This window comes from Kitasatospora sp. NPDC087271 (assembly GCF_044744605.1).
Taxonomy (GTDB): domain Bacteria; phylum Actinomycetota; class Actinomycetes; order Streptomycetales; family Streptomycetaceae; genus Kitasatospora.
The window spans coordinates 72,503-98,604 of record NZ_JBIUYQ010000007.1; the positions used below are offsets into that span (position 1 = coordinate 72,503).

Annotated in this window: 21 protein-coding genes; 11 read left to right on the top strand and 10 right to left on the bottom strand. The window is 72.9% G+C overall.

Features of this window, described 5'->3' with window-relative positions; all coding sequences use genetic code 11:
- The first annotated feature begins 50 nt into the window (after positions 1-50).
- The gene (locus ACIO9K_RS14205) at positions 51-647 is read left to right on the top strand and encodes a Uma2 family endonuclease (RefSeq protein ID WP_363583869.1); all 597 of its coding nucleotides are present in this window, start codon (positions 51-53) and stop codon (positions 645-647) included.
- Between the two features lies 1 nt (position 648).
- On the opposite strand, the gene ACIO9K_RS14210 is transcribed toward ACIO9K_RS14205, so the two are convergent.
- Positions 649-1,329, bottom strand: coding sequence for an ABC transporter ATP-binding protein (locus tag ACIO9K_RS14210; protein ID WP_363618134.1), 681 nt, complete (start codon positions 1,327-1,329; stop codon positions 649-651).
- Positions 1,326-2,402, bottom strand: coding sequence for an ABC transporter permease (locus ACIO9K_RS14215; protein ID WP_400329725.1), 1,077 nt, complete (start codon positions 2,400-2,402; stop codon positions 1,326-1,328). The genes ACIO9K_RS14210 and ACIO9K_RS14215 overlap by 4 nt, the downstream gene beginning before the upstream one ends.
- Positions 2,403-2,566: 164 nt before the next feature.
- Here ACIO9K_RS14215 and ACIO9K_RS14220 point away from each other — a divergent pair, with 164 nt between their 5' ends.
- From ACIO9K_RS14220 to ACIO9K_RS14230, 3 genes are read left to right on the top strand one after another with little or no spacing between them, the layout of a single operon-like run.
- Positions 2,567-3,766: a sensor histidine kinase gene (locus tag ACIO9K_RS14220; RefSeq protein WP_363618138.1), complete on the top strand. Its 1,200-nt coding sequence runs from the start codon at positions 2,567-2,569 to the stop codon at positions 3,764-3,766.
- Positions 3,767-3,822: 56 nt separating this feature from the next.
- Complete coding sequence (locus tag ACIO9K_RS14225; protein WP_363618140.1) at positions 3,823-4,488, top strand: response regulator transcription factor; 666 nt, start codon at positions 3,823-3,825, stop codon at positions 4,486-4,488.
- Positions 4,489-4,536: 48 nt separating this feature from the next.
- Complete coding sequence (locus tag ACIO9K_RS14230; protein WP_363618142.1) at positions 4,537-5,562, top strand: nitronate monooxygenase; 1,026 nt, start codon at positions 4,537-4,539, stop codon at positions 5,560-5,562.
- Positions 5,563-5,579: 17 nt separating this feature from the next.
- Here ACIO9K_RS14230 and ACIO9K_RS14235 read toward each other — a convergent pair whose 3' ends face one another.
- Positions 5,580-7,049 (bottom strand): aminopeptidase P family protein, encoded by a 1,470-nt coding sequence (locus ACIO9K_RS14235; RefSeq protein ID WP_400329730.1) that lies wholly within the window; start codon positions 7,047-7,049, stop codon positions 5,580-5,582.
- Positions 7,050-7,262: 213 nt separating this feature from the next.
- On the opposite strand from ACIO9K_RS14235, the gene ACIO9K_RS14240 reads away from it, so the two are divergent.
- The 5 genes from ACIO9K_RS14240 to ACIO9K_RS14260 are packed head-to-tail and all read left to right on the top strand — an operon-like array spanning position 7,263 to position 12,942.
- Positions 7,263-9,014 carry an ABC transporter substrate-binding protein gene (locus ACIO9K_RS14240; RefSeq protein ID WP_363618146.1) on the top strand — a complete coding sequence of 584 codons (1,752 nt, stop codon included), beginning with the start codon at positions 7,263-7,265 and terminating at the stop codon, positions 9,012-9,014.
- A gap of 13 nt (positions 9,015-9,027) precedes the next feature.
- Positions 9,028-9,987 (top strand): ABC transporter permease, encoded by a 960-nt coding sequence (locus ACIO9K_RS14245; RefSeq protein WP_363618148.1) that lies wholly within the window; start codon positions 9,028-9,030, stop codon positions 9,985-9,987.
- Positions 9,984-10,970 carry an ABC transporter permease gene (locus ACIO9K_RS14250; RefSeq protein ID WP_400329734.1) on the top strand — a complete coding sequence of 329 codons (987 nt, stop codon included), beginning with the start codon at positions 9,984-9,986 and terminating at the stop codon, positions 10,968-10,970. Before ACIO9K_RS14245 ends, ACIO9K_RS14250 begins: the two co-directional genes overlap by 4 nt.
- Positions 10,970-11,968 carry an ABC transporter ATP-binding protein gene (locus ACIO9K_RS14255; protein WP_400329737.1) on the top strand — a complete coding sequence of 333 codons (999 nt, stop codon included), beginning with the start codon at positions 10,970-10,972 and terminating at the stop codon, positions 11,966-11,968. Before ACIO9K_RS14250 ends, ACIO9K_RS14255 begins: the two co-directional genes overlap by 1 nt.
- On the top strand, positions 11,965-12,942 hold the full coding sequence (locus ACIO9K_RS14260; RefSeq protein ID WP_400329740.1) for an ABC transporter ATP-binding protein: 978 nt from the start codon (positions 11,965-11,967) through the stop codon (positions 12,940-12,942). Before ACIO9K_RS14255 ends, ACIO9K_RS14260 begins: the two co-directional genes overlap by 4 nt.
- A 229-nt stretch (positions 12,943-13,171) precedes the next feature.
- Here the strand turns inward: ACIO9K_RS14260 and soxR are convergent, their stop codons facing one another.
- The 3 genes from soxR to ACIO9K_RS14275 form a co-directional block, all read right to left on the bottom strand.
- The gene (soxR, locus tag ACIO9K_RS14265) at positions 13,172-13,654 is read right to left on the bottom strand and encodes a redox-sensitive transcriptional activator SoxR (RefSeq protein ID WP_363377928.1); all 483 of its coding nucleotides are present in this window, start codon (positions 13,652-13,654) and stop codon (positions 13,172-13,174) included.
- 239 nt (positions 13,655-13,893) lie between these two features.
- Positions 13,894-16,266 (bottom strand): immune inhibitor A domain-containing protein, encoded by a 2,373-nt coding sequence (locus tag ACIO9K_RS14270; protein WP_400329744.1) that lies wholly within the window; start codon positions 16,264-16,266, stop codon positions 13,894-13,896.
- A gap of 203 nt (positions 16,267-16,469) precedes the next feature.
- Positions 16,470-18,560, bottom strand: coding sequence for a prolyl oligopeptidase family serine peptidase (locus tag ACIO9K_RS14275; RefSeq protein ID WP_400329747.1), 2,091 nt, complete (start codon positions 18,558-18,560; stop codon positions 16,470-16,472).
- A gap of 82 nt (positions 18,561-18,642) precedes the next feature.
- Between ACIO9K_RS14275 and ACIO9K_RS14280 the strand changes: the two genes are divergently transcribed.
- A complete protein-coding gene (locus ACIO9K_RS14280) occupies positions 18,643-19,815 on the top strand; it encodes an aminotransferase class V-fold PLP-dependent enzyme (protein WP_363583841.1) in 1,173 nt (390 codons plus the stop codon).
- Between the two features lie 57 nt (positions 19,816-19,872).
- Here ACIO9K_RS14280 and ACIO9K_RS14285 read toward each other — a convergent pair whose 3' ends face one another.
- Both ACIO9K_RS14285 and ACIO9K_RS14290 read right to left on the bottom strand, forming a co-directional pair.
- Positions 19,873-20,280, bottom strand: coding sequence for an ArsR/SmtB family transcription factor (locus tag ACIO9K_RS14285; protein ID WP_400329750.1), 408 nt, complete (start codon positions 20,278-20,280; stop codon positions 19,873-19,875).
- A 29-nt stretch (positions 20,281-20,309) separates the two neighbouring features.
- On the bottom strand, positions 20,310-20,684 hold the full coding sequence (locus tag ACIO9K_RS14290; RefSeq protein ID WP_350877952.1) for a hypothetical protein: 375 nt from the start codon (positions 20,682-20,684) through the stop codon (positions 20,310-20,312).
- Between the two features lie 344 nt (positions 20,685-21,028).
- On the opposite strand from ACIO9K_RS14290, the gene ACIO9K_RS14295 reads away from it, so the two are divergent.
- A complete protein-coding gene (locus ACIO9K_RS14295; protein WP_400330127.1) occupies positions 21,029-23,881 on the top strand; it encodes a DEAD/DEAH box helicase in 2,853 nt (950 codons plus the stop codon).
- 416 nt (positions 23,882-24,297) lie between these two features.
- Here ACIO9K_RS14295 and ACIO9K_RS14300 read toward each other — a convergent pair whose 3' ends face one another.
- The gene (locus tag ACIO9K_RS14300) at positions 24,298-24,600 is read right to left on the bottom strand and encodes a hypothetical protein (protein WP_400329753.1); all 303 of its coding nucleotides are present in this window, start codon (positions 24,598-24,600) and stop codon (positions 24,298-24,300) included.
- Between the two features lie 567 nt (positions 24,601-25,167).
- Complete coding sequence (locus ACIO9K_RS14305; RefSeq protein WP_400330130.1) at positions 25,168-26,070, bottom strand: 5'-3' exonuclease H3TH domain-containing protein; 903 nt, start codon at positions 26,068-26,070, stop codon at positions 25,168-25,170.
- Between the last annotated feature and the right edge of the window lie 32 nt (positions 26,071-26,102).

Genomic DNA, 26,102 nt, shown 5'->3' on the forward strand with positions numbered 1-26,102 from the left:
GTTCGCGCCCTACGATGACGTTCTCGACATCGGCAGCCAGGAGGAAATCCATGTCCGCCGCAGCAGTGGAAGAGCCCATCGAGCAGCCGACGCTGCTCGAAGTCGCCGAGCTGATCTCCAACCAGTTCGCCGGGCACCGGGTCGAGATCGTCGGGAGCCAGATCACCGTGACGCCGCCGCCGAATGCTTCGCACGGCAAGTCACTGAGCCGCCTCATGCGTGTGCTGTTCGCCGCCGGCCTCGACGGGGATGAGGTCGACGTCATTCAGGGCGTTGGCATCTGGCTGCCGGACGGGCCGTCGGACTACGCCGTTCCCGACCTGGCGATCGTCGATGCCGACATCGATGACCACTTGATCGAGTACAACTGTTACGACCCGGCGGTCTTCCGGCTCGTGTTGGAGGTCACGTCGTCCAACCTCAGCGACGACCTGAAGCGGAAGCCCTTCGTCTATGCCGCCGCTGGAGTACCCGTCTACGTGATCGTGGACCGGACGAACCAGCGGGTCATGGTGCTCACTGACCCGCAGGACGGCGAGTACCGCGTGCACGCCGTCCACCACCCGGGGCAGTCGTTCACCCTGCCGGAGTCGATCGGGGCGGCGGTGACGCTGTCGGTGGACGACGTGCTGGCGGCGAAGAAGTAGCTCAGGCCGCCGCGGGCACTGTCAGGCGGCCGTCGTGGACTTCGGCGATCTGGTCGACGGCCGTCAGGTGGGTGCGGTCGTGGGTGACCAGGACGGTGGCGGTGGCGCGGCGGTGGGTGAGGTCGGTGATGAGGTCGAGGACGGCGGCGCCGCGTTCGTGGTCGAGGGCGCTGGTGGGTTCGTCGATCAGCAGCACGGTGGGGTCGTTCATCAACGCGCGGGCGATGTTGACGCGCTGGCGCTGACCGCCGGAGAGCTGGTGCGGGCGGCGGGCGGCCTGGTCCCGCAGGCCGACGGCGGCCAGCAGGTCCAGGGCCCGGGGGAGGGCGGTGCGCGGGGAGCGGCCGTCCAGGTGGGCCATCACCTGGAGCTGTTCGACGGCGGTGAGCGAGGGCAGCAGGTTGGCCTGCTGGAAGACGATGCCGATCCGGGTGCGGCGCAGCGCGGTCAGTTCGGCGCGGCCGAGGCCGGTGGTGTCGGTGCCGTCCAGCACGACCCGGCCGGAGTCCGGGGTGATCAGGGTGGCGGCGACCGCCAGCAGGCTGGACTTGCCGGAGCCGGAGGGGCCGACGACGGCCGTGATCGAGCCCTTGGGGACGGTCAGCGACACGTCGTCCAGTGCCGTGAGCCGGCCGTCGCCGTCCGGGTAGGTGAGGGTGATGCGGTCGAGGGTCAGGCTCATCGGGCACTCCCCAGGGCGGTCAGCGGGTCGACGGAGGTGATCCGGCGGATGGACAGGGCGGCGCCGACCGCGCCGAGCGCGATCATGATGGCGGCGGGCAGCAGCAGGGTCGGCGCGTCGAGGACGAAGGGGACGGCGGAGCGGATCAGCGCGCCGGCGCCCAGGGCGAGCGCGGTGCCGACGGCGGTGCCGAGCACCAGCAGCAGGACGGCCTGGCCGAGGGCGTCGCGCAGCAGGTAGCGGGTGGAGGCGCCGAGGGCCTTGAGCACCGCGACGTCGCCGCTGCGCTGGATCGTCCAGACGGTGAAGAAGGCGCCGATCACCAGGGCCGAGATGGCGAACAGGAAGCCGCGCATCAGCTGGAGCGAGCCGTTCTCGGAGGTGTAGGAGCCGATCGCGGCGAGGGCGTCGTCGCGGGTGAGGGTCTCGGTGCCGTGACGGGCGTCGGCGCCGTGCAGGTCGGCGCCCTTGGCGGTGGTGAGCGCGATGACGGTCGCGTGGCCGGAGCCGCCGGGGACGGCCTGCTGCCAGTCGGCGAGGCTGGTCCAGATCACCGGAGTGTGGCTGTACGCGGCGTCGCCGTCGACGGCCGCGACCCGGAGGCGGTGGCCGGCCAGGGTGAAGTCGGCGCCGGGGGTGAGGTCGCCCAGGTTCTTGGCGGCGGTCTTCGACAGGACGGCCTGGCCGGGGGCGATCCGGGCGCCCTGCGGGGCCAGCGCGGAGCCGTCCGGGACGCCGAAGGCGGACAGCGCCGTGGTGCGGGTGCCGGCAGCGGCCTTGGTGGTGGTGATGCCCAGCGGCTGGGCGGAGGTGACGCCCGGCTCGGCCGCCCAGGCCTGCCACTGCTCGGGGGTGACCTGGGAGTCGGTGAAGGAGAGCTTCTGCCCGTCGGCGGGCTTGCCGAACACCAGGTGGTCGGCTGGCAGGCCGGTGATCGCGGAGATGTTCTGCCGGCCGAGTCCGGCGGTCAGTCCGGACAGCAGACCGACCAGTACGGTGATCAGCACGATGACGGTCCCCATCAGGGCGAACCGCCCCTTGGCGAACCCCAGATCCCTCCAGGCGACGAACACGGTGGGCCTTCCTGCTGAACGAGTGTTTCCGACGCTTCCACCGTCCCGGAGAAGGGGCCCTGCGGGCATCGCACCGCGGATTGCATCCTCGGCATCAAAGGGCAGAAGCGGAGTTCAACCTTTTGATTGATGCCGGGGCCCGGTTCGGAACCTAGGCTGGACTGATGGCGACCGAACGATCCCGCACCACCCCCGTCGCCCGCGTCCTCCAGGTCTGCCTGCACCTGCTCGTGGCGGGCCTGCTCGCCCTGGCCGTCGCCCGCGCCGCCGTCGGCCGGGACGGCGACCCGGTCTCCGTCGCCGCCGCGGCCACCGCGATGGCCGCCGTGTACGCCGTCGGCCCCCGGCTGGCCGCCGTCCGCCGCTCGCGCCGGGCCGCCGCGCTGTGGCTGGCGCTGCTCGGCGTCACCTGGGTGGGCGTGCTGATCGCCACCCAGGACGGGGTGTGGCTGGCGTTCCCGCTGTACTTCCTGGAACTGCACCTGCTCGGGCGGCGCGGCGGCCTCACCGCCGTCGGGCTGACCGCCGCCACCGCCATCGCCGCCTGGTCCTGGCACCAGCACACCTTCAGCCTGCCCGCCGCGATCGGACCCGCGCTCGGCGCGGCCGTCGCCACCGCCACCGTGCTCGGCTACCAGGCGCTGTACCGGGAGAGCGAGGAGCGCCGTCGGCTGATCGACGAACTCACCGCCGCCCGCGCCGACGCCGCGGCCGCCCACCACACCGCCGGGGTGCTCGCCGAACGCGAGCGCCTCGCCCGGGAGATCCACGACACCCTCGCGCAGAGCCTCAGCTCCATCCAGCTGCTGCTGCGGGCCGCCCAGCGGGCCCTGCCGGAACGCACCGAGGCGGCCTCCGGGTACGTCGAGCAGGCCCGGCAGGCCGCCCAGGACAACCTGGACGAGGCCCGGCGGTTCGTCCGCGCGCTCACCCCGCCCGCGCTCGACGGCGACCCGCTGCCGGTCGCGCTGGAACGGCTGTGCGCCACCACGGCGGCGCACAGCGGCCTGCCGGTGAAACTGCACGTCTCCGGGGACCCGGTACGGCTGCCGGTGCCGCAGGAGGTCGCGCTGCTGCGGATCGCGCAGTCCGCGCTCGGCAACACCGTCCGGCACGCGCACGCCTCGCACGCCGAGGTGACGCTCAGCTACATGGAGGGCGAGGTGGCGCTGGACGTGTTCGACGACGGGGCCGGATTCGACCCGGCGGCGGTCGCCGGGCGCAGCGGAGGGGACGGCGGGTTCGGGCTGCCGTCGATGCGGGCCCGGGCGCGGGCGCTCGGCGGCACCTTCACGGTGGAGTCGGCGCCCGGCGGGGGCACGGCGCTCGCGGTGCAGCTGCCGGTGACGGAGGGCGGGGCGTGAACGGGCGGAGCGACGGCGTACGGGGCGTGAACGGACGGAGTGACGGAGGTCAGGGCGTGAACGAGCGCAGTGACGGCGGGCGCGGGAGCGGCGCGGTGATCCGGCTGCTGCTGGCGGACGACCACCCGGTGGTGCGGGCCGGGCTGCGGGCCGTCCTGGAGGGCGAGCCGGACTTCACCATCGCCGCCGAGGCCGCGACCGCCGAACGGGCCGTCGAACTGGCCGCGGCGGGCGGGGTCGACGTGGTGCTGATGGACCTCCAGTTCGGGCCCGGCTCGGCCATGAACGGCGCCCAGGCGACCGCCGCGATCACCGCCCGGCCGGGCGCGCCCCGGGTCCTCGTCGTCACCACCTACGAAACCGACGCCGACACCCTGCCCGCGCTGGAGGCCGGCGCCACCGGCTACCTGCTCAAGGACGCCCCGCCGGAGGAACTGGCCCAGGCCGTCCGGGCCGCCGCCGCGGGCCGCTCGGCGCTGGCGCCGAGCGTCGCCGACCGGCTGCTGGAACGGATGCGGACGCCGGCGGCGGCGCTCAGCGCGCGGGAGACCGAGGTGCTGGGGCTGGTCGCGGACGGGCTGACCAACCAGCAGATCAGCCAGCGGCTGCACCTGAGCCAGGCCACGGTGAAGTCCCATCTGGTGCACGTCTACACCAAGTTGGCGGTGGACTCGCGGACGGCGGCGGTGCGGGCGGCGCGCGGGCGGGGACTGATCCGCTGAGCGTAGGGTGGGCCGGGTCCGAACCGTTGCCCGGAGTGGAGGACCCCGATGGCCGTGCGTCTCGATGAACTTTCCGTGCCGGTGATCGGCGCGCCGATGGCGGGCGGGGCATCCACCCCGGAGCTGGTGGCGGCGGTGAACCGGGCCGGCGGGCTGGGGTTCCTCGCCGCCGGGTACCGGAGCGCCGCCGCGATGGCCGAACAGGTCGCGCTGGTCAGGGAGTTGACCGGCGGGCCGTTCGGCGTGAACCTGTTCGTCCCGGCCCCGCCCGGCGATCCGGCGGCCGTCGCCGCCTACCGGGAGCGGCTGCGGCCCGAGGCCGAGCGGTGGGGCGTGGCGCTGCCCGAGGAGATCGGGCCGGACCGGGACGACTGGGAGGCCAAGCTCGCCGTGCTGCTGGCGGACCCGGTCCCGGTGGTCTCGTACACCTTCGGCCTGCCGACGCCGCAGGAGGCGGCGGCGGTCCGCGCGGCCGGGTCGTTCCAGGTCGGCACCGTCACCACGCCCGCGGAGGCGCGGACGGCGGAGGCGGTCGGGATGGACGCGCTGTGCGTGCAGGGCCCGGAGGCCGGTGGGCACCGCGCCACCCACCGGATCGGGGACGAGCCCGGTGACGTCCCGCTGCTGGAGCTGCTGCCCGCCGTCCGGGCGGTGACGGCGCTGCCGCTGATCGCGGCCGGCGGGCTGGGCGACGGCCCGGCGGTGGCGGCGGCGCTGCGGGCCGGGGCGGCGGCGGTGCAGCTGGGGACGGCCCTGCTGCGCGCCGACGAGGCCGGCACCTCGGCCGCGCACCGGGCGGCGCTCACCGAACTCCCGGAGACGGCCGTCACCCGGGCCTTCACCGGCCGCCCGGCCCGCGGTCTGCGCAACGCCTTCATCGACCGCCACGGCCCGTACGCCCCGCCCGCCTACCCCGAGGTGCACCACCTCACCCAGCCGCTGCGCGCCGCCGCGACCCGCCGCGCCGACCTCCAGTCCATGCACCTCTGGGCCGGCACCGCCCACCACCTGGCCCGCACGGGCCCGGCGGCGGACCTGATCGCGGAGCTGTGGGCGGCGGCACGGGCGGTGTGAGCGGCCGCTCCCCGGGCTCAGCCGAGGAGGTCGGCCATCCAGGATTCGATGGCGGGGGCGGTGCGGGGGAGGGCGTGGGACATGAGGTGGGCGCCGTCGGGGGTGATGACGAGGTCGTCCTCGATGCGGATGCCGAGGCCGCGGAGTTCGAGGGGGAGGGTTTCGTCGTCCGGCTGGAGGTAGAGGCCGGGTTCGACGGTGAGGACCATGCCGGCTTCCAGGGTGCCGTCGAGGTAGCGGTCGGCGCGGGCCCTGGCGCAGTCGTGGTAGTCGAGGCCGAGCATGTGGCCGCTGCCGCAGAGGGTGTAGCGGCGGTGGAGGCCGTTGTCCTCGGCGAGGGACTGTTCGGCGGGGATGCGCAGGACGCCCCAGTCGGCGAGGCCTTCGGCGATGACCCGCATGGCGGCGTGGTGGAAGTCGCGGAAGCGGGCGCCGGGGCGCAGCGCGGCGATGCCGGCGCTCTGGGCGGCGAGGACGAGGTCGTAGGCCTGCCGCTGGACGGGGGTGAAGGTGCCGCTGAGCGGGAGGGTGCGGGTGATGTCGGCGGCGTAGAGGGTGTCGGTTTCGACGCCGGCGTCCAGCAGGAGCAGGGAGTTCGGGTCGAGGGCGCCGTCGTTGCGGATCCAGTGCAGGACGCAGGCGTGGGCGCCGGAGGCGGCGATGGTGGTGTAGCTGGTGCCGTTGCCTTCGGCGCGGGCGCGCAGGTCGAAGACGCCCTCGATCCAGCGTTCGCCGCGGGGGTGGCGCAGGGCGGTGGGCAGGGCGCGGACGACGTCCTGGAAGCCGGTGACGGTGTGGTCGACGGCGAGTTGCAGCTGGCCGATCTCCCAGGTGTCCTTGACCAGGCGCAACTCGGCGAGGACGGCGTCGAGTTCGCCGTCCCGCGTGGTGTGGGCGCCGGGGCGTCCGGTGCTCTCGTCGACGAGGGGGTCGGTGCCGGCGAGGACGCGGGTGGGCGGCTGGGGGCCGGCGAGGAGTTTGTCGAGCTCGTCGAGGTGTTCGGTGCGCAGTCCGGTGAGCGCGGCGGCTTCGGCGAGGTCGGGGCGGCGGCCGACCCAGAACTCGCCGTAGCGGCGGTCGCGGTAGAACTCGGTGCCGTTGGCGTGCTGCCGGCCGCGGGGGGAGCGGGGGCGCAGGTACAGGACCGGCTCGTGGCCGTGGGGGCCGGTCGGTTCGAGGACGAGGACGTGGTCGGCCTGGTCCTCGCCGGTGAGGCCGGTGAGCCAGGCGTAGGCGCTGTGCGGGCGGAAGCGGTGGTCGAGGTCGTTGCAGCGGACCTTCAGCCGGCCGGCGGGGACGATCAGCCGCTCGCCGGGGAAGGCGGCGGAGAGGCGGGTGTGGCGGCCGGGGAGGCGGTCGTGGCCGGGGACTCGCCGGTCGGCGGGGAGGGGGGTGGCGGCCCAGCGGGTGCCCATGAAGGTGTCGAGGGCGGGGGAGACGGGGAGGTCGTGGCTCCCGGTGTTGAGGCCGGTCTGTCGGAGGGGCACCGGTGAACTCCTAGGTGGGGCGGGGGTGGTGTGGCCCGGACACAGCTCGGTAACGGGGGGCGTCACCTCTTGTGCAGTGCAATTTCACATTACTATGTTACGGGTCACACCGCGGAGCGACCAGACCTCGAAGGTCGCCTCCCGGTCGGGCCCCGGATCACCTCCCGGGGCGGACACGGGCTTCACGGCAGGCCCCCCACAGCGGAGTTGCACATGACCAGGCGCACCCACGCCGCCCTCGCGGCGGCCCTCGCGGCGACCCTCACCCTCGGCCTCGGGGCCTGCAAGAACGACAAGAGCGACAGCGGCGCCGACGCGGCGGCGGGCAGCACCAAGGGCCCGGGGGCGGAGTCCGGTTCGATCGTCGGTGGCACCCCGGTCAAGGGCGGCACCCTCACCGTCCTGTCCAACCAGGACTTCGCCCACCTCGACCCGGCCCGCAACTGGACCATGCCGAACATGGACTTCGGCATCCGGCTGCTCTACCGCACCCTGGTCACCTTCAAGGCCGAGCCGGGCGCCGCCGGCAGCGAGCTCGTCCCCGACCTCGCCACCGACCTCGGCCGATCCTCCGACGGCGGGAAGACCTGGACCTTCACCCTCAAGGACGGCGTCAAGTACGAGGACGGGACGCCGATCAAGTCCGCCGACGTCAAGTACAACGTCGAGCGCTCCTTCGCCCCGGACCTCACCGGCGGCCCCGACTACGCCCAGCAGTACCTGGCCGGCGGAGAGAACTACAAGGGCCCGCTGAACGGCGAGCACCTGGCCAGCATCGAGACCCCGGACGAGAAGACCGTCGTCTTCCACCTGAAGCGCCCGGTCGCCGAGTTCTCCTCCACCGCGACGCTGCCGACCTTCGCCCCGGTGCCGCAGTCCCAGGACAAGGGCACCCAGTACGACCTGCGCCCGTTCTCCTCCGGCCCGTACAAGATCGAGACCTACGACCGCGGCAAGCAGCTGACGCTGGTCCGCAACACCAACTGGGACCAGTCCACCGACCCCGTCCGCAAGGCCTACCCGGACAAGATCGTCGTCGTCGAGGGGCTCAAGGCCGGTCAGATCGACGACCGGATCATCGCGAGCGAGGGCGAGGACGCCTCCACGATCGAGTGGGCGACGCTGCGCCCGGAGTCGATCTCCAAGGTGCTGCCGAAGCCGGACGTGAAGAGCCGGCTGATCGCCGAGCAGCAGGGCTGCACCGACATGCTCTACCCCAACACCTCCAAGGCACCGTTCGACGACCCCAAGGTGCGCGAGGCCCTGATGTACGCGGTGGACCGGGATGCCCAGGTCACGGCGTTCGGCGGCCCGGCGACGGCCGACGTGGCCACCTCCTACCTGCCGCCCGCGCTGACCGGCGGCACCAAGCAGGACACCCTGAAGATCGCCCCGACCGGCGACCCGGAGAAGGCCAAGCAGCTGCTCAAGGACGCCGGCAAGACCGACCTCAAGGTCTCGCTGACCGTCTCCTCCGGTGACAAGACCCGGGCCGAGGCCCTCCAGCAGTCGCTGGCCAAGGTCGGCATCCAGGTCACCATCACCACCGCCGACCCGTCGGTCTACTACGACACCATCGGCGACACCAAGAACGCGCCCGACCTCGCCATCCTCGGCTGGTGCCCGGACTACCCGTCGGGTGCCACCTTCCTGCCCCAGGTCTTCGACGGCCGCACCATCAAGGAGAAGGGCAACCAGGGCAACGTCGAGCAGTTCCGCGACCAGGCCACCTCGGACCGGATCGACCAGATCAACGCGATGAGCGACGTGGCCGAGGCCGACAAGGCCTGGATGCAGCTCAGCGACGACCTGCTGAAGAAGGCGCCCACCGTGCCGCTGCTCTGGCTGCGCCGCCCGCTGCTGGCCGGCACCAACGTGGCCGGCGCCTTCGGCCACCCGGTCTGGACCGGCCAGTGGGACTTCGCCACCATCGGCCTCAAGGACCCCTCGAAGAGCAAGGGCTGAGGGGCCGTCCACGATGAGCACACGCACTGAGCCCGCCGCCGCGCCGGTCGCGGCGGCGGGCCCCGCGAAGGCCGCCGGCCGCGGGCCGTGGCGGCTGGTCTGGGACCAGCTGTGGGCCAGGGGCTCGGCTCGCTTCGGCCTGGTCACGGTCGCCCTCCTGGTCCTGCTGACCGCCCTGGCCGGACCGCTGAGCACGCTCGGCGGCTGGACCCCCGACGAGTTCGACAAACGCGCGATCGACCCCTATCTCGGCGGCCTGCCGATCGGCGACTTCGGCGGGATCGGCACCCGGCACTGGCTGGGCGTCGAACCCGCGACCGGGCGCGACCTGTTCGCCCGGGTCCTGCACGGCGGCCAGACCTCGCTGCTGATCGCGTTCACCGCCACCGTGCTGGTCGTGGTCGCCGGCACCCTGACCGGCATCGCCGCCGGCTACTTCGGCGGCCGCACCGACGCCGTGCTCTCCCGGCTGATGGACCTCACCATGTCCTTCCCGTCCCTGATCTTCATGATCTCGATGATGTCGGTGGCCAAGGACGTCAACCGGATCCTGCTGATGACCCTGGTGATCGGCCTGTTCGGCTGGCCCGGCATCGCCCGCGTGGTCCGCGGCCAGACCCTCTCGCTCAAGCACCGCGAGTACGTCGACGCGGCCAAGGTCGGCGGCGCCCGCTCCTGGCGGATCCTCACCCGGGAGATCCTGCCGAACGTCTCCGGTCCGATCATCGCCTACACCACGCTGCTCGTCCCCGGCATGATCGCCACCGAGGCCGCGCTCAGCTACCTCGGCGTGGGCGTGCGCCCGCCGACCCCGTCCTGGGGCCAGATGATCGCCGAGAGCATCGTCCACTACGAGACCGACCCGACGTACTTCCTGATCCCGACGGTCTTCCTTTTCCTCGCCGTGCTCGCCTTCACCCTGCTCGGCGACGCGCTGCGCGACATCCTCGACCCCCGGGGAGGCCGGTCGTGACCCTCTACCTCGGACGCCGACTGCTCGCCGCGGCCGGCATCCTGCTGGCCGTCTGCGCGATCACCTTCACCATCTTCTACCTGCTGCCCTCCGACCCGGCGGTGGCCGCCTGCGGCAAGACCTGCAGCCCCGAACGGGTCGCCGAGGTCAAGACGGCGATGGGCCTGGACAAGCCGGTCTGGGAGCAGTTCGTCACCTACCTCACCGGCATCGTCGCCGGGCGCGACTACGGCAGCGGCGCCAGCGCCACCCACTGCGGCTTCCCCTGCCTCGGCTACTCCTACGAGTACTCGCTGCCGGTCTGGGACCTGCTCACCGACCGCCTGCCGGTCTCCGTCTCGCTCGCCATCGGCGCGGCCGTGCTCTGGCTGGTCCTCGGCCTGGGCGCCGGCGTCACCTCGGCGCTGCGCAAGGGCGGGCTCACCGACCGGACGCTGATGGTGGCGTCGGTCGGCGCCGCGTCGCTGCCGGTCTACTTCACCTCGATCATGCTGATCTGGGGCGTCGTCCGGACGGCCGGCCTGCTGCGGTACCCGGCGTACCACGCGTTCACCGACGATCCGGTCGCCTGGGCCTCCAACCTGCTGCTGCCGTGGATCGCCCTGGCCCTGCTGTACGCGGCCATGTACGCCCGGCAGAGCCGCAACTCGATGATCGAGGCGATGGCCGAGCCGTACATCCGCACCGCCCGGGCCAAGGGCCTGCCGCCCGGCACCGTCGCCGTCAAGCACGGGCTGCGCTCCGGGATGACGCCGATCCTCACCATCTTCGGCATGGACCTCGGCGGCCTGCTGGCCGGCGCCGTCATCACCGAGTCCATCTTCGGCCTGCCCGGCGTCGGGCGGCTGTTCTACGACGCGCTGGTCCGCTCCGACCAGCCCGTCATCCTCGGCGTCACCCTGCTCGCGGCGTCCTTCATCGTCGCCGCGAACCTGCTGGTCGACCTGCTCTACGCGTACGTCGACCCGAGAGTGAGGTACTGATGACTCTGTTGGAGGTCGACGACCTCAGGGTCTCCTTCGACACGCCCCGGGGCGTCGTCCGGGCGGTGGACGGCATCTCCTTCGCCGTCGAGGCCGGGCGGACCCTCGGCCTGGTCGGCGAGTCCGGCAGCGGCAAGTCCGTCACCTCGCTCGCCGTCATGGGCCTGCACCGCGGCGCCGCCGTCACCGGCTCGATCCGGCTCGACGGGATGGAGCTCAACGGGCTCGGTGAACGGGAGCTGGGCACCGTCCGGGGCCGCCGGATCGCGATGATCTTCCAGGACCCGCTGTCCAGCCTGCACCCCTTCTACACCGTCGGCGAGCAGATCGCCGAGCACTACAGGGTGCACTTCAAGGCCAACCGCAGGGCGGGCCGCGCGCGGGCGGTCGAGATGCTGGCCGAGGTCGGCATCCCGGAGCCGGCCCGGCGGGTCGACGAGTACCCGCACCAGTTCTCCGGCGGCATGCGCCAGCGCGTCATGATCGCCATGGCCCTCGCCTGCGAGCCCGAACTGCTGATCGCCGACGAGCCCACCACGGCCCTCGACGTCACCGTCCAGGCGCAGATCCTCGACCTGATCGCCCGCATCCAGCAGGAGCGCGGCCTCGGCGTCGTCATGATCACCCACGACCTCGGCGTGGTCGCCCGGGTCGCCCACGAGGTGCTGGTCATGTACGGCGGCCGGGCCGCCGAACAGGCCTCGGTGGACCGGCTGTTCGCCACCCCCGGGCACCCGTACACCCGCGGCCTGCTGGACTCGCTGCCGCGCCTGGACGACACCGACGACGCCCCGCTGCGGGCCATCCCCGGCAGCCCGCCGTCGCTGATCGCCCCCGCCCCCGGCTGCTCCTTCGCCCCGCGCTGCGCCCGCACCGACGCCGCCACCGCCGAGGAACACGCCCGCTGCCTGGCCGAACGCCCAGAGCTCGGCCCGCTCGCCCCCGGCCACCAGGCCGCCTGCCACCTGCCGCTGGTGCCGGAAGGAGTCCGGCCATGACCGAAACCCTGCTGTCCGTACGGGACCTGGTGAAGACCTTCCCCGGTCGACGAAGCCGCACCGGCCGCCCCGGCGCCCCGGTCCGCGCCGTCGACGGCGTCAGCTTCGACGTCGGCAAGGGCGAGACGCTCGGCCTGGTCGGCGAGTCCGGCTGCGGCAAGTCCACCACCGGGCGGATGATCGTCCGCCTGCTCGACCCGACCTCGGGCACCGTCACCTTCGACGGCACCGAGATCGGCGGGCTCTCCCAGGCCCGGCTGCGACCGCACCGGCGGCACCTGCAGATGGTCTTCCAGGACCCGTACTCCTCGCTCAACCCCCGGCAGACGGTGGCCCGGATCATCTCCGAGCCGCTGATGCTCCAGGGGGCGGGCGCGGCCGACGCGCGCCGGCGGGCGGGCGAGCTGATGGAACTGGTCGGGCTGATCCCCGAGCAGATCGACCGCTACCCGCACGAGTTCTCCGGCGGCCAGGCGCAGCGCATCGGCATCGCCCGCTCGCTCGCCACCTCGCCGAAGCTGGTCATCGCCGACGAGCCGGTCTCCGCGCTCGACGTCTCCATCCAGGCCCAGGTGGTCAACCTGATGGAGCGGCTCCAGCAGGAGCTCGGCCTGGCGTACGTGTTCATCGCGCACGACCTCTCGGTGGTCAAGCGGGTCTGCGACCGGGTGGCGGTGATGTACCTCGGGCGGATCGTCGAGATCGGCGACAAGGCCGAGGTGTACGGCAGCCCGGCGCACCCGTACACCAGGGCGCTGCTGTCCGCGGTCCCGCTGCCCGACCCGGCGGCGGAGCGCGCGCGGGAGCGGATCGTGCTGCTCGGCGACCCGCCGAGCCCGGCGAACCCGCCGTCCGGCTGCACCTTCCACCCGCGCTGCCCCAAGGCGCAGGAGATCTGCCGCACGGAACGCCCGTTGCTGCAGATCGCCGGGGTGGGTAGCCGGCAGGCGGCCTGCCACTTCCCGGAGGCCTGATTCCCGGAGGTCTGAGGCCGGAGGTCTGAGGCCGGGCACACAGAGCCGCCGTACCGCCCAGTTGCCCCCACGCCGGGCGGTACGGCACCCAACGGGCGAGGGACGCGATCCCTCGCCGCAGACGCCCGGTCGGGCGCGGCGGGGAACCTCACGAGGGCCGCGTCCGACCGGGTTCCACCGTTTTCACGGTCCGGTTCATGGTCCGGCCGTTCTCATGCTCCGGCCTTTCTCACGGTCCGGACGGCCCGCCGGCCTCGCCCGCCGTGCCCGGCAGCAGCCGGCGCGGGCCGGGCCCCTCGGCGGCCAGTTCGTCCCCGGGGTTGAGCACCCGGCAGCGGCGCAGCGACACGCAGCCGCAGCCGATGCAGCCGGTCAGCTCCTCCTCCAGCCGCTCCAACTCGGCCCGCCGGGCGCGCAGTTGTTCGGCCCAGCGCCGCGAGATGCGGTCCCAGTCGTGCTTGCCCGGCATCCGGTCCTCGGGGAGCCCGGTGAACACCTCGGCCACCTCGGAGAGCGGGATGCCGAGCCGTTTGGCGACCAGGATGAGCGAGATCCGGCGCAGCACGTGCCGCCGGTAGCGGCGCTGGTTGCCCGGCGACCGCTCGGAGGAGATCAGCCCCTGGTCCTCGTAGAAGCGCACCGCCGAGGTGGCGATCCCGGCCCGCCGGGCCACCTCGCCGACGCTCAGCAGGTCGACCGGTGCGGTGTCCATGCCTGCTCCTCGACTCCTTGACTTCAAGTCCTGTTGAAGATCCAGCGTACCGGACGTGGTCGGATCGTTCGCTGCGCAGAGCATTACTGCCGTTGCCGAGCAGGACAGTTGTCCCCTGGAGTCGGCGCCGAACGGCCCCGCCCGAGGTCGGCGTGAACCGTTCGCCGGGCGCGGTGAGACCCACGAGCCGGCCCCGGGCCCCTTTTCGTCGGGGGGCCCGGGGCCTTCGCTGTGGGTTCCTACGAGGCCGGGCCGACCCGGACGGTGGTGATCCGCCCGCCCTGGGACTCCCGGACGACCTCGATCCTGGTGTTGGTGTCCGGGACCTTCACCGCGAGCTGCGGGAGGGCCGGGTCGGTGTACGTGCCGGTGTGGTCGTTGAAGACCGGGACGGCCGGCTCGGACGGGATCCGCACCGCGACGCCGCCCTTGTGCAGGGTGAACGCCGTGGTCGGCCTGAGCGAGAACGGCGCGTCGTAGGTCTGCGCCCGCCCGTTGACCAGGGTGCCGTCGGCGAAGCGGACCGCCGCCGGGTGGGCGTCGATCGGCAGGATCAGCCCGCCGCCGGGGTGGTCCTTGGTGTTGTTGTCGCCGTACGCGGTGTCCCACAGCCAGAGCAGGACGCCCTCCTGGTACGGGTAGGTGTCGACGACGTCGGCCTTGCCCGCGACGCCGGTGTACCCGAAGTTGTACGGGCCGGTCTTCAGGAACGCGCCGTAGCCGGTGTAGCGGCGGTTCTCGGCGAGGTAGGCGCGCGGGTGCTGCTTGACGGCGGTGCGGCCGGTGATGACGGTGAAGCCGGTGGCGGTCCAGCCGTTGGCGCCGTTCTCGGCGCCGTCGGCGAAGAGCTCGGTGCCGCCGGCGGTGATCCTCACGGCGTCGACGAGCACGCCCCGGCCGTGGGTGTTGCCGTCCGAGGTGGCGTGGAAGCGCAGCCGGACCTGCTGGCCGAGATAGCCGTCCAGCGGGAGGTGCAGCTTCCGGTAGGTGCCCGAACTGCCGCTGAGCCCGGGGGTGTTGGCGTTGGTGTTGCCGATCGGTGCGCCGTCGACGGTGCCGCCCAGGGCCGTCCAGTGCTTGCCCTGGTCGGTGGAGGCCTCGACGGTGAGGAAGTCGTAGTCCTGCTCGGTGTCGTACCAGGCGGCGGCGTCCAGGGCGGCCGGGCCGGTGGCGGTGCGCAGGTCGACGTCCCGGCTGAGCGAGTTGTCGAGGTTGTCGCCGGTGTCGCTCCACCACTGCCTGGCGCCCTCGTACGGGTCGGCGAGGTCGGTGCTGGTGGTGCTGTCCGGCAGGTGGACGAGCAGCGCCTGGGCCTGGTCGGTGTTGTAGCCGCTCACCCCGAGGGCGTGGCTGGACCGGGTGGCGGCCTGCGCCTCGTCGTAGTCGAGCCAGCCGAACTGGAGCTTGCTCCAGGCGTCGAGGTCGCCGGGGTAGCCGCCGGTGGTGTTCGGCCCCTTGCCGAGGTAGGAGCCGGAGGACATCAGCGACCAGAAGTTGACGCTGTTGTCGCCGCCGTTGGTGCTGTACAGGTCGGGCAGGCCGAGGTTGTGGCCGTACTCGTGGGCGAACAGGCCGACGCCGCTGTTCTCGCCGGCCTGGACGTAGTCGTAGACGTAGAGGCCGGTGTCGCCGACCGGCGCGCCGCCGATCTTGTTGCCCTCCGGGCCGGTCCGGCCGGTCGCGTCGGGGAAGGTCCAACTGCGGTGCGCCCACAGCGCGTCGGCCCCCTGGGCGCCGCCGCCCCAGGTCTCGTCGACGCCGGCGTGCACCACGATGACGTTGTCGAGGTAGCCGTCGGGCTGGTTGAACTCGCCGGTCCTGGTGTGGTCGTAGCGGTCGTAGACGTCGTACTGGGCGAGCTGCGCCTTGATGTCGGCCACGCTGCGGCCCTTGGCGATCTCGCCGTCGTACCAGGCCTTGACGGCGTCCCGGATGAACTCCTGCCCCTGTGTCCAGGCGCCGGAGCCCTGCGGGCCCTTGTTGCTGCCGTAGCGGGCCTCGTTGTACGGGACGGTGACCCAGTCGCTGACGGTGCCCTGGACGTCGTAGCGGCCGGAGGACTGGGTGCGGTAGTAGTTGCGCATGGACACGGCGCCGGGCGTGTCGTCGAAGAACATCTTCTGGTAGTAGCCGCGGTCGAAGTCCGGCTCCCACAGCGTGTGGTTGTCGCCCTTGCCCGGCTTGGGGATCTGGTCGTGGCGCGGGCCGGGGGTGCCGCCGTAGCGGGGCTGGCCGTTGTACTGGGTGGTGTTGTCGACCTCGTCGCCGAACTGGGCGAGGATCACGAAGACCTTGTCGGTGCGCTGGTGCGCCAGTTGGACGTAGTCGTTGCCGACCTTCACCTTGGCGGGGGCCCGCTTGCCGGCGGTCTTGGCGACGGTGCCCTGGTTGAGCTGTTCCAGGGCCTTGGTGCGGAGCGCCTGCCGCTCGCGCTCCTGGGGGGCGAGCGGCGCGGGCGGGGCTTCGGCGCCCTGCTCCGCCGGGGCGGCGGCGATCGTGGCGGGGGCGGTCGCGGCGGTGAGGGGAGCGGCCTGGGCGGGGGTGCCCAGCAGGGTGGCGGCTATCGCGCTCGTGGTGAGCGCGGCCGCGAGTGCGGCGGACAGTCTGCGCAACTGACCGGTCCTTTCCGGGGGATGAGGGTCCCGGGCTTCCGGGCGGTCCGGGCTTCCGGGCGCCCCGGGTGGTCCGGGTGGGAGTAATCGTTCGGTGAAGCGCAGGTAATATTTCACATGTCACGGGTCACGTGGAAGAGGTGAGGGCAAGGCGAAGGGCGCCGCACCACCGGTGCGACGCCCCTGTCCGTGAATCCGGAGGCTCAGCCCAAGGACGCCCGCAGGAAGGCGAGTTCGGCCTGGGTGACCTGCTCGTTCACTCCACCCGGGGTCATGTGGGTGACGCCCGGCAGCGGCAGCACGCTGTGCGGGCGGCCGGCCTTGGTGAGCGCCTCGGAGAGCAGCAGGGTGTGCGAGGGGTGGACGTTGTCGTCGGCCAGCCCGTGGATCAGCAGCAGCGGCCGGGTCAGCCCGGGCGCGTCGGTGACCAGGCAGTCGTCGGCGTAGCCCTCCGGGTTGTCCTGCGGCAGCGCGAGGTAGCGCTCGGTGTACGCGGTGTCGTAGTGCCGGAAGTCGGTGGGCGGGGCGCCCGCGCAGGCGGCGTGGAAGACGTCCGGGCGGCGCAGCACGGCGAGCGCCGCGAAGTACCCGCCGTACGACCAGCCGCGCACGCCGACCCGGCCGAGGTCGAGGTCGGGGTGCTGCCCGGCGAGTGCCCGCAGGGCGTTCACCTGGTCGTCCAGCGCCACCTGGGAGAAGCGGCGGAAGATCGCCCGGGTGAACTCCGGCGAGACGAACGGGGTGCCGCGGTTGTCGGTGGTGACGACGGCGAAACCCTGGTCGGCCCACCACTGGCGGAGCTGCCAGCGGCGCGGCTCGGCCGCCACGGCCTGGAAGCCGGGCCCGCCGTAGACGTCCAGCAGCACCGGCAGCAGGCGGCCGGGGACGTGGTCGCGCGGGTACACCACGGCGGTGGGCAGGCCGAGTTCGGTGACCCGGGCGAGCCGTGGCCGCACCCGGTAGGGCAGGGTGGCGCTCAGGTCGGTGAGCGGCAGCGCGGGGCCGTCGGGCGAGGCGTCGAGCGAGCCGTCGCGCAGCAGCCGGCGCCGGATGCCGTCGGCGTCGGCGGTGGTGAGCAGCAGGGTGCGGCCGGCGGCGAGTGCGGAGTGCACGCCGGGGCCGGTGGTGACGGGTTCGGGTGCGCCGCCGTCCGGGTCGACCAGGTGGACGTACTGGTCGGCCGGGTCGCCCTGGCCGGTCTCGCAGAGCAGCCGGCCGTCCAGGTGCCCGACCACCCGGCGGATCTGGAGCCCGGTGGTGTCCAGCGGCTTGCCGTCCAGGGCGAGGCCGCGGGCCTGCGGGGTGTCGTGGGCGGTGAGCAGTCGGCCGTCGGTCAGCCGGGCGGGGGTGCCGGGCAGGTCGTCGACCCAGAACTCGTCGGTGGTGCGGGAGAGTTCGCGGGTCTCGCCGGTGGCCGGGTCGGCGGTCAGCAGCAGGACGTGCTGCTGGAGCCGGTCGGCGACGGTGAGCAGCAGCTCCTGGTCGGAGGCCCAGGTGGCGGCGCAGAGGTAGGGGAACGCGGCGGCGTCCCAGCGGAGCCGTACCCGGCTGCGGTCGAGGCCGAGCACCCAGAGCTGGACGTCCGCGTTGGGGCCGCCGGCCTGCGGGTAGGCGAAGTCCTCGGCGGGCTCGCCGGGGTGGGCGGGGTCGGCGAAGTAGCGCCGGGGGAGGGCGGATTCGTCCACCCGGGCGGCCAGCAGCGCGCCGCCGTCGGGGCGCCACCAGTGGCCGCGGGAGCGGCCGAGCTCCTCGGCGGCGGCGAACTCGGCGACGCCCCAGCGGGCGCCGTCGGCGGGGGAGAGCGGTTCGAGGTCGGGGGTGACGTACAGGGCGTCGTCGGCGACGTAGGCGACGCGTTCGCCGGCGGCGTCCGGCCGGGGGTCGAACGCGGGCCCGGCGACGGGCAGTTCGGTGCCGGTGCCGGTGGCGGTGTCGATCCGGAACAGCCGGCCGTCGAGGACGAGGACGGCGGTCGCGAGGTCGGCGGTGGCCGCGTACGTGCCGATGCCGGCGGCGACCAGGCGGGTGCGTTCGCGCAGCCGTCGTTCTACGGCGGGCAGGTCGTCGCGGCGGCCGGCGCGCCCGGGGGCGAGGACGGCCGGGTCGGCCACGAGTCGTTCCTCGCCGGTGGCGGTGTCGAGCAGGTGCAGGCGGTCGACCGGATCCTCGGAACCGGTCGAGCGGAGCAGCAGCAGCCGGGTACCGTCCTCGGCGAGGGTGAACGCGCGCGGCGCACCGAAGGTGAACCGGCCGGTGCGGGCGCTGAGCGACAGGAAGGGGTCGGTGATGGTCACGGCCCGATCGTCGTCTCGGGACACGCCACCCGACCAGTACCCTGTCATGTGAAATGTCACACATCACAATGCGGAGGATGCCGTGATCGAGGACCTGTGGACCGCCGAACCCCCGGCCCCGCTGCCCGCGGCCGACGGGCTGTTCGGCGTCTCACCGGACGCGGCGCACCTGAACCACGGTTCGTTCGGCGCGGTGCCCGTCCCCGTGCAGCGGGCGCAGCAGCGGCTGCGCGCCGAACACGAGCTGGACCCGGACGGCTTCTTCGCCGACCTGCCGGCCCGGGTCGGCGCGGCGCGGACCAGGATCGCCGCCGACCTGGCCGTCGACCCGGGCCGGCTCGCCCTGGTCTCCAACGTCACCGAGGCGGTCGCGATAGCCCTGGACACCATCCCGTTCGCGCCCGGCGACCGGATCCTGGTCACCGACCACGGCTACGGGGTGGTCACCCGGGCCGCCGCCCGCCGGGCCGCCGAGACCGGCGCCGAGGTGGTCGAGGTCGAACTGCCGCTGGACACCCCCGACGAGCAGGCCGTCCGGGAGGCGGTGCTCGCCGCCGTCGACGAGCGCGTCACCGTCGCGGTGCTGGACCAGATCACCTCGCCCACCGCCCGCCTGATCGCCGGAGCGGGCCTGCTCGCCGACCTGCGCGAGCGCGGCGTGACCACCGTCGTGGACGGCGCCCACGCCCCCGGCATGCTGCCCGCCCCGGTCGACCCGAACGCCGACTTCTGGTTCGGCAACCTGCACAAGTGGGCCTTCGCCCCGCGCGGCACCGGCGTGCTCGCCGTCCGCCCGGAGTGGGTGGACCGGGTGCGCCCGCTCACCTTCTCCTGGGAGCACGACCGGGGCTTCCCGTGGAACGTCGAGTGGCGCGGCACCTGCGACTACACGGGCTGGCTGGCCGCCCCGGCCGGGTTCGAGCTGCTGCGCGAGCTCGGCCCCGAGGCGGTGGCCGCGCACAACGCCGCGCTCGCCGGGTACGGCCAGCGGGTGCTCGCCGAGCGGGCCGGCCTGTCACCGCTGCCCGCGACGCCCGGGGTCTCGATGCGCTCCGTCCGGCTGCCGGCCGGGTGCGTCGAGGCGGAGCAGGACGTGAGACCGCTGCGGGACGAGGTGTGGCAGCGGCTCGGCACCCGGATCGCGATCCGCCCGTGGGCCGGTGGCGGGGTGCTGCGGGTCAGCGCGCAGCTGTACAACCGGCCGCGGGAGTACGAGCGGCTGGCGGACGGGCTGGCCGACCTGCTGAAGGGCTGACCGGCTCGCGGGGGCCGGCCTGCGCGCGCGGCTGGTCCGGCCCCGGTCCGCACACGGCTACTCCGGGCCGGCCCGCTCGGAGCTGCCTCGGTCGGGGCCGGCCCGCTCGGGGCCGGCCCGCTCGGAGCCGGCCCGGTCGGAGCTGGCCCGCAGCTCGGCGAGCAGCAGGTTCTGGTCGGCGAGCAGCCCGGTGAGGATCCGCCGGGCCGCTCGCAGCAGGTCGGCGACGTCGCCGCCGGCCAGCGCGTACACCACCGTGCTGCCCTCCCGGGTGGCGGTGACGATGCCGGACCGGCGCAGCACCGCGAGCTGCTGGGAGAGGCTGGAGGGTTCGACCTCCAGCTCGGCGAGCAGCCCGCGGACGGGAGTCGGTCCGGCCTGGAGCAGTTCCAGCACCCGGATCCGGACGGGATGGCCGAGCATCCGGAAGAACTCGGCCTTGGCCTGGTAGAGCGCTACCGCCACGAGTCCCCCCTTCCCTGGTGTCGGTCCGCTCAGATCTCCAGCGAGAGTTCGATCCGCTTGAGCTGGTGGCGGGCCATCGCGAGGTTGGAGCGGCCGCGGTTGAGCGCCAGGAAGAGGAAGAGGCCGCGTCCGGTGGGCGTGGTGATCGGTCGGACCATGTGGTACTGGTTGGTGAGGCTGATCAGGATGTCCTCGATCTCGTTGTCGTGCAGGTTGAGCATCTCCATCGCCCGCATCTTGGCGCGGACCACGTCGGTGTTCCCGGCGGCGGCGACGTTGAGGTCCAGTTCGCCGCCGTCGCCGAGGCTGCCGAGCGCCATGCCGCTGCCGTAGTCGACCAGGGCGACGCCGATCGCGCCGTCGATCCCCATGGCCTCTTTGAGGGACGTCTCCAGGTTCGCCATCGTCGGTGTCCTCCCGTGAGTTGGTGGCGGTCGCTCCGCCGTGGCAACGACGGTAGGGAGGCCGGCGGCGGTCCACCGGGGATGACCGGAGACGTCCGAAGCTGGTCGGACTCCGATCACTTGAAGATGTTTGCAACTATGGATGTGAGAGGGAAGCGATCCCGGAATGATCCCGCGGCCGATCCCGCCGTGCGGAAGCCCTGTGGAAGCCGCACGGAAGCCGCGGGGAAAGCCGTACGGAAGCCGCACGGAAAGTCGCACGGAAAAACGGTGCTATCGATGTCAGTGCCGCCGGGTAACCTCTCGCTGAGATGCGAGATCACACCAACCACACCCGGACGGCGATGAACACCCCTGAGCCCCAGCCCCACGACGACCAGGAGCTCAGCCCCGCCGAGGCGTACGCGGCCAGCCGCCGCCGGGCCAAGGAACAGGCGACCGCGCTCCACGGCTTCCAGCAGCTGTACGACTTCCCGCTGGACGACTTCCAACTGGAGGCCTGCGAGGCGCTGGAGGCCGGCTCGGGCGTCCTGGTCGCCGCGCCCACCGGCTCGGGCAAGACCATCGTCGGCGAGTTCGCCGTGCACCTGGCCCTCCTGGGCGGCCGCAAGTGCTTCTACACCACGCCCATCAAGGCGCTGTCCAACCAGAAGTACGGCGACCTGGTCAAGCGCTACGGCGCCGCCAAGGTCGGCCTGCTCACCGGCGACAACACCGTCAACGGCGACGCCCCCGTGGTGGTCATGACCACCGAGGTGCTGCGCAACATGCTCTACGCGGGCTCCAGCACCCTCGACGGCCTCGGCTACGTCGTCATGGACGAGGTGCACTACCTCGCCGACCGCTTCCGCGGCGCCGTCTGGGAGGAGGTCATCATCCACCTCCCCGAGTCGGTCACCCTCGTCTCGCTCTCCGCGACCGTCTCCAACGCCGAGGAGTTCGGCGACTGGCTGGACACCGTGCGCGGCGGCACCCGGGTGATCGTCTCCGAGACCAGGCCCGTGCCGCTGTGGCAGCACGTGATGGCCGGCAACCGGATGTACGACCTGTTCGCCAACCCCGACCGGGACGGCCGCCCCAAGGACGGCCCGCGCAACCCCGGCAAGGCCGTCAACCCCGAGCTGGTCCGGCTCGCCCGCTCCGAGCTGGACCGCAACCCGCGCGACCGGTTGGGCCGCGGCCGGGGCCGCAGCATGCCCAACGGGCGCCCCGGCCGGGTCTGGACGCCGGGCCGGGTGGACGTCATCGACCGGCTCGACGCCGAGGGGCTGCTGCCCGCGATCACCTTCATCTTCAGCCGGGCCGGCTGCGAGGCCGCCGTCCAGCAGTGCCTCAGCTCCGGCCTGCGGCTCAACAAGGACGCCGACCGCGCCCTCGTCCGGGCCTTCGTCGAGGAGCGCTGCGCCGACATCCCCGACGAGGACCTGCACGTCCTCGGCTACTTCGAGTGGCTGGACGGGCTGGAGCGCGGCATCGCCGCCCACCACGCCGGGATGCTGCCGCGGTTCAAGGAGGTGGTCGAGGAGCTGTTCGTGAAGGGCCTGGTCAAGGCCGTCTTCGCGACCGAGACCCTCGCGCTCGGCATCAACATGCCCGCCCGCTCGGTGGTCATGGAGAAGCTGGTCAAGTGGAACGGCGAGACCCACGCCGACATCACCCCCGGCGAGTACACCCAGCTCACCGGCCGGGCCGGGCGCCGAGGCATCGACGTCGAGGGCCACGCCGTGGTGCTCTGGCAGCGCGGCCTCGACCCGGAGGCGCTGGCCGGCCTGGCCGGCACCCGCACCTACCCGCTCAAGTCCTCGTTCCGGCCGTCCTACAACATGGCCGTCAACCTGGTCTCCCAGTTCGGCCGGCACCGCTCGCGCGAACTGCTGGAAACCTCCTTCGCCCAGTTCCAGGCCGACCGCTCGGTGGTCGGCATCGCCCGCCAGGTCCAGCGCAACGAGGAGGGGCTGGAGGGCTACCGCGAGTCGATGACCTGCCACCTCGGCGACTTCGACGCGTACATGGACCTGCGTCGCCGGCTCAAGGACCGGGAGAACGAACTCGCCCGCGAGGGCAGCAGCCAGCGCCGCGCGGCCGCCGTCGAGTCGATCGAGCACCTCAAGCCGGGCGACGTCATCCACGTCCCCACCGGCAAGTTCGCCGGCCTCGCCCTCGTCCTCGACCCGGGCCTGCCGCCGGTCAGCCGCAACGGCCGGGTCGGCCGCCACCCCGACTTCCAGGACGGGCCCCGCCCGGTGGTGCTCACCGCCGAGCGGCAGGTCAAGCGGCTCGCCATGATCGACTTCCCGTACCCGGTCGCCGCCGTCGAGCGGGTGCGCATCCCCAAGTCCTTCAACCCGCGCAGCCCGCAGTCCCGCCGGGACCTCGCCTCCGCGCTGCGCACCAAGGCCGGCCACCTCGAACCCGAGCGGTTCCGCCGGGGCCGCGCGGCCGCCGCCGACGACCAGGAGATCACCCGGCTGCGCACCGAACTGCGCCAGCACCCCTGCCACGGCTGCGACGAGCGCGAGGACCACGCCCGCTGGGCCGAGCGCTACCACCGCCTGCACCGCGACACCGAGGTACTGGAACGCCGGATGCGCTCCCGCACCCACACCATCGCCCGCACCTTCGACCGGGTCTGCGGGCTGCTCACCGACCTCGGCTACCTCAGCGGCGACACCGTCACCGACGACGGCAAGCGCCTCGGCCGGCTCTACGGCGAACTCGACCTGCTCGCCTCCGAGTGCATCCGCGAAGGCGTCTGGAGCGGCCTGGACGCCGCCGAACTCGCCGCCTGCGCCTCGGCGTTGGTCTACGAGGCGCGCCAGTCCGACGACGCCACCGCCCCCCGGGTGCCGGAGGGCGCGGCCAAGGAGGCGCTCGGCCAGATGGTCCGGATCTGGGGCCACCTGGACGCCCTGGAGGAGCAGCACCGGATCAACACCGCCGAGGGCGTCGGCCAGCGCGAGCCCGACCTCGGCTTCGCCTGGGCCGCCCACCGCTGGGCCCTCGGCCACAGCCTGGACCAGGTGCTGCGCGACGCCGACATGCCGGCCGGCGACTTCGTCCGCTGGACCAAGCAACTGATCGACGTCCTCGGCCAGATCCAGGACGCGGCCGGCGAGGACGCCGAACTGCGCCGGACGGCCCGCAAGGCCGTCGACGGCCTGCGCCGCGGCATCATCGCCTACTCCTCGGTGGGCTGACCGCCGAACGCCAGGGGCCCGCCCGTTCACCCCGAACGTGCGGGCCCCTGGCGTGCCCGGCGGCTTCCGTCCCCCACCCCCGTGCGGCTTCGGCTTCGCCTCGCCGCTGGGGCTTCCTGCGCAGAGGAAATGCCTCTGCCCCCGCCGATGACAGGGGCAGAGGCATTCTGATGACAGAAGCGAGATTCCAAGCCGGTGCCGCTTCGGCGGGGCCGAAGCGGCACCGGAATTGTGAGCGGTTGCACGGGAAGTCGATCAGGTCGACTTCTCGTGGAGAAGAGGCAGCCGAAACGAGCGAGGCGACGCCGATGGTCAGGGTGTGGGAGGCGCCGGGGCGAAGTAGTCGCGGAGCATCTCCGTGGTCCATGCGGGTTGGCGCACTTCTCCGCGCGCGCCGAACTCCTCGAACCAGGGCTTCACTTCGATGACCGGCGTGCCCGAAGGAGTGCGGCGTTCGCCTCCGCGGCGCGCCCCGCAGCGGCGAGAGCGCGTGCGTGGACGACGCCGAGCAGAGACCGTTCGCGAGGGCTGGCGAGCCGGAATCGGTCGCCGACCATCGACGCCTCGGCGACCCTGACAGCATGGTGCGGCTTCCGGAGGTCGACCGCCTGGTGGGCCATGGCGCGCAGGACGTGGCCGGCCATCGCGGGGTCGTCAGCCTCGGCCGCCAGCTTCACGGCGACGGTGTAGTAGTGCTGGGGGATGTTCCCGGAGGGCATGACGCCTTGGCGGACCCACTGAGTGACGGATGCCCGGCTCGGTCGTGCCGGATCGTTGTGACTGGCCGCAACGGCGCACAAGGCCCGGGCGAGGGCTTCGTTCGGTCGGCCTGTTTCCCGGATGAGCCGGCCCAGCCGCGGCCATCGCGCACCTCTCACTCAACGAGCATGCCTACTCGGAGAGTTGCGCGATGGCTCCCTTATGGCCAGGGGTTACACCAAGATCCCTGCTACACCACTCGGCAGGACGCCATCCGTCAACCACTGCGGCCTCGTGATCATCACTCAACTCCCGTGCCGATCGAAGCCATCGGCAGGACGTTAGGCGGTCGAGATTCGCCGGCGGGATCGTGATTCTCGTATATTCCGGCTCGGGCGGCTGGGGTTCGTGGGAATTCTCAGGCAGAACCGAGTGCCCTGCGGCACCGCGTGATGATGCGGTGGGCGTCCGGCCTCCTCCTGCGGAAGGTCCAGGCGTTCGGCGTCGGCCCGACAGAGGTACCGGGTGTCCTCGCCGACGGCGTTGTTTCGCCTGGGGCGGCGGAAATAGGCCCCTCTGCCGGGGGCTCAGCGGGCGGAGAGGGACTCCAGGAGGCGGTCGAGGGAACTGCCGAGGCCCCAGCGGGTGGAGAGCTCCTCCAGGGTCATCGGGTCGAGCGGTTCGTGGGGGAGGGCCGGGTCGAAGGCGGGGAGCGGGGCGTCGAGGGCGACTCGGACGACGGTCGGGGCGACGTCGAGGTAGGGGGCGCCTTCGACGAGGTTGCGGCGGCGGGCCGGGGTGAGCTTGGAGGAGAGGTCGAGGGCGGCGGCGCGGATGGTGGTGAGGTCGCCGTACTCGTTGATGAGCTGGGCGGCGGTCTTCTCGCCGATGCCCTTGACCCCGGGCAGGCCGTCGCTCGGGTCCCCGCGCAGGGCGGCCATGTCGGCGTACTGGGCGCCGCGCACGCCGTACTTCTCCAGGAGCAGCGCGTCGTCGGTGACCTGGAGGTTGCCCATGCCCTTGACCGGGTAGAGCACGGTGATCCCGCGGGCGTCGTCGACGAGTTGGAACAAGTCGCGGTCGCCGGTGACGATCTGCACCGGGCCCTTGGCGCGGGCGGTCAGGGTTCCGATGACGTCGTCGGACTCGTAGCCGGGGGAGCCGACCCGGGCGATGCCGAGCGCGTCCAGCACCTGTTCGATCACCGGGACCTGCGGGGCGAGCGTGTCCGGCACCTCCTCCTCGCCGTCCTCGGCGGCCTCGGCGACGCGGTGGGTCTTGTACGAGGGGAGGAGGTCCACCCGCCACTGCGGGCGCCAGTCGGCGTCCATGCAGGCGACGAGCTGGTCGGGGTGGTGGTCGTGGACCAGCCGGGCGATGAAGTCCAGCAGGCCGCGGACGGCGTTGACCGGTTCGCCCTGCGGGGAGCGCAGGGTGTCCGGCACGCCGTAGTAGGCCCGGAAGTACAGGCTGGCGGAGTCGAGGAGCATCAGTCGCGGTGCGGTCACGTGTCAGATCATGC

Excerpts from the sequence above, each read along its gene's own strand:
- ACIO9K_RS14205 (WP_363583869.1), top strand. The coding sequence starts at position 51 with ATGTCCGCCGCAGCAGTGGAAGAGCCCATCGAGCAGCCGACGCTGCTC.
- ACIO9K_RS14210 (WP_363618134.1), bottom strand. The coding sequence starts at position 1,329 with ATGAGCCTGACCCTCGACCGCATCACCCTCACCTACCCGGACGGCGAC.
- ACIO9K_RS14220 (WP_363618138.1), top strand. The coding sequence starts at position 2,567 with ATGGCGACCGAACGATCCCGCACCACCCCCGTCGCCCGCGTCCTCCAG.
- ACIO9K_RS14230 (WP_363618142.1), top strand. The coding sequence starts at position 4,537 with ATGGCCGTGCGTCTCGATGAACTTTCCGTGCCGGTGATCGGCGCGCCG.
- ACIO9K_RS14240 (WP_363618146.1), top strand. The coding sequence starts at position 7,263 with ATGACCAGGCGCACCCACGCCGCCCTCGCGGCGGCCCTCGCGGCGACC.
- ACIO9K_RS14245 (WP_363618148.1), top strand. The coding sequence starts at position 9,028 with ATGAGCACACGCACTGAGCCCGCCGCCGCGCCGGTCGCGGCGGCGGGC.
- ACIO9K_RS14255 (WP_400329737.1), top strand. The coding sequence starts at position 10,970 with ATGACTCTGTTGGAGGTCGACGACCTCAGGGTCTCCTTCGACACGCCC.
- ACIO9K_RS14260 (WP_400329740.1), top strand. The coding sequence starts at position 11,965 with ATGACCGAAACCCTGCTGTCCGTACGGGACCTGGTGAAGACCTTCCCC.
- soxR (WP_363377928.1), bottom strand. The coding sequence starts at position 13,654 with ATGGACACCGCACCGGTCGACCTGCTGAGCGTCGGCGAGGTGGCCCGG.
- ACIO9K_RS14290 (WP_350877952.1), bottom strand. The coding sequence starts at position 20,684 with ATGGCGAACCTGGAGACGTCCCTCAAAGAGGCCATGGGGATCGACGGC.
- ACIO9K_RS14295 (WP_400330127.1), top strand. The coding sequence starts at position 21,029 with ATGAACACCCCTGAGCCCCAGCCCCACGACGACCAGGAGCTCAGCCCC.
- ACIO9K_RS14300 (WP_400329753.1), bottom strand. The coding sequence starts at position 24,600 with ATGCCCTCCGGGAACATCCCCCAGCACTACTACACCGTCGCCGTGAAG.
- ACIO9K_RS14305 (WP_400330130.1), bottom strand. The coding sequence starts at position 26,070 with ATGCTCCTCGACTCCGCCAGCCTGTACTTCCGGGCCTACTACGGCGTG.